Below are 273 nucleotides of genomic sequence, written 5' to 3'. Positions count from 1 at the left end.
ACAGACTTACAAAACCGCCTGCGCACGCTTTACGCCCAGTAATTCCGATTAACGCTTGCACCCTACGTATTACCGCGGCTGCTGGCACGTAGTTAGCCGGTGCTTATTCTTCAGGTACCGTCATTAGACCTCTGTATTAGAAAAGTCCGTTTCTTCCCTGACAAAAGAGCTTTACAACCCGAAGGCCTTCTTCACTCACGCGGCATTGCTGGATCAGGCTTGCGCCCATTGTCCAAAATTCCCCACTGCTGCCTCCCGTAGGAGTCTGGACCG

1 rRNA gene is annotated in these 273 nt (G+C 52.4%); it reads right to left on the bottom strand.

Annotated features, from left to right (window positions below):
- Positions 1-273, bottom strand: a 16S ribosomal RNA gene (locus MRBLMU1_RS32740); the annotation flags it as partial.

Origin of the sequence: Burkholderia sp. LMU1-1-1.1 (assembly GCF_040675865.1) — a bacterium.
Taxonomy (GTDB): domain Bacteria; phylum Pseudomonadota; class Gammaproteobacteria; order Burkholderiales; family Burkholderiaceae_D; genus Rugamonas.
This window is presented reverse-complemented; position numbering and strand designations above follow the sequence as displayed.